Here is a 1,859-nt window from a genome sequence, read left to right as displayed (position 1 = left end):
TTATTCTGGCCAAGACCATCAAGGGTTACGGCATGGGTGAAGCGGCCGAAGGCAAGAACATCGCTCACCAGGTCAAGAAGATGGAGCTGGACTCCGTGCGTCACCTGCGTGACCGCTTCAACCTGCCGGTGGCCGACGAGCAGCTGGCCGATCTGCCGTACCTGAAGATCGAAGCCGGTTCTGCCGAGCACAAATACCTGCACGACCGTCGCACCGCCCTGAAAGGCTATGTGCCGACCCGTCTGCGCGAAAGCACCACCAAGCTGGAAATCCCGGCACTGGATGCCTTCGGTCCGCTGCTGGGTGAGCAGGCGCGCGAAATCTCCACCACCATGGCGTTCGTGCGTTCCCTGAACGTGATGCTGAAAGACAAGTCCATCGGCAAGCGCATCGTTCCGATCCTGGCTGACGAAGCCCGTACCTTCGGTATGGAAGGTCTGTTCCGCCAGATCGGTATCTATAGCCCGCACGGTCAGCAGTACACCCCGCAAGACCGCGACATCGTCTCCTACTACAAGGAAGACAAGCAGGGTCAGGTTCTGCAAGACGGTATCAACGAGCTGGGCGCCATGTCCTCCTGGCTGGCTGCTGCGACCTCTTACAGCACCAACGATTGCCCGATGATCCCGTTCTACATCTACTACTCCATGTTCGGTTTCCAGCGGATCGGCGACATGGCGTGGGCAGCCGGTGACCAGCAAGCCCGTGGCTTCCTGCTGGGTGCGACCTCCGGTCGTACTACCCTGAACGGCGAAGGTCTGCAGCACGAAGATGGTCACAGCCACATCCTGGCGAACACCATCCCGAACTGCATCTCCTACGACCCGTCCTACGCCTATGAAGTGGCGGTGATCGTACAGGATGGTCTGCGCCGCATGTACGGTGAGAACCCGGAGAACGTGTTCTACTACATCACCACCCTGAACGAGAACTATGCCATGCCGGCCATGCCGGAAGGCGCCGAGGAAGGCATCCGCAAGGGTATCTACAAGCTGGAATCCGTCGCCGGTGCCAAGGCGAAAGTTCAGCTGCTGGGTTGTGGTTCCATCCTGGGTCACGTGCGCAAGGCTGCCCAGATCCTGGCCAGCGAGTACGGCATCGGTTCCGATGTGTTCAGCGTCACCTCCTTCAACGAGCTGGCTCGTGACGGTCAGGACGCGGATCGCTGGAACATGCTGCACCCGACCTCTGAAGCGCGTGTTCCCTACATCGCTCAGGTACTGGGTTCCGAAGCCACCATCGCTGCGACCGACTACATGAAGTCCTTCGCCGATCAGGTTCGCGCCTTCGTTCCGACCGAGAACTACCGCGTGCTGGGTACCGACGGTTACGGCCGTTCCGACAGCCGTGCCAACCTGCGTCGTCACTTCGAAGTGAACGAGTTCTACGTGGTGGTTGCTGCTCTGACCGAACTGGCCAAGCGCGGCGAGGTAGACAAGCAGGTTGTGGCCGACGCCATCGCCAAGTACGGCATCGATGCCGACAAGGTCAACCCGCTGTACGCGTAAGTGGATCAAGGGTCGCGCCGTATGACGGCGCGACCCTGCCAGGGTTTAAAACGGTTAACGCGAGATGTGCGTGGCGGCATCAGCCAGTCACGCGGATCGACGCAAGAGGATAAAGCACAATGTCCAAACAGGTTATGGTGCCGGATATCGGCGCCGATGAAGTTGAAGTCACCGAGATCATGGTGGCCGTGGGTGACAAGGTCGAGCTGGACCAGTCCATCATCGCGGTAGAAGGCGACAAGGCCTCCATGGAAGTACCGGCCCCGTCCGCCGGTATCGTCAAAGAGATCCTGATCAAGGTAGGCGACAAGGTTGCCACCGGTTCCCAGATCATGATCTTCGAAGCCGAAG

2 protein-coding genes are annotated in these 1,859 nt (G+C 59.7%); both read left to right on the top strand.

Features of this window, described 5'->3' with window-relative positions; translation table 11 throughout:
- Positions 1 to 1,508, top strand: a 1,508-nt coding sequence (locus DBR30_RS14310) for a transketolase-like TK C-terminal-containing protein (RefSeq protein ID WP_441296732.1), incomplete at its 5' end; no start/stop codon positions are given.
- A gap of 119 nt (positions 1,509 to 1,627) precedes the next feature.
- A partial coding sequence (locus tag DBR30_RS22240) for a biotin/lipoyl-containing protein (RefSeq protein WP_308813276.1) occupies positions 1,628 to 1,859 on the top strand: 232 nt, incomplete at its 3' end.

Source organism: Aeromonas sp. HMWF017 (assembly GCF_003061465.1).
Classification (GTDB): Bacteria; Pseudomonadota; Gammaproteobacteria; order Enterobacterales; family Aeromonadaceae; genus Aeromonas; species Aeromonas veronii.
The sequence above is the reverse complement of the archived record's forward strand: the minus strand, read 5'-3'. Positions and strand labels throughout refer to the sequence as shown.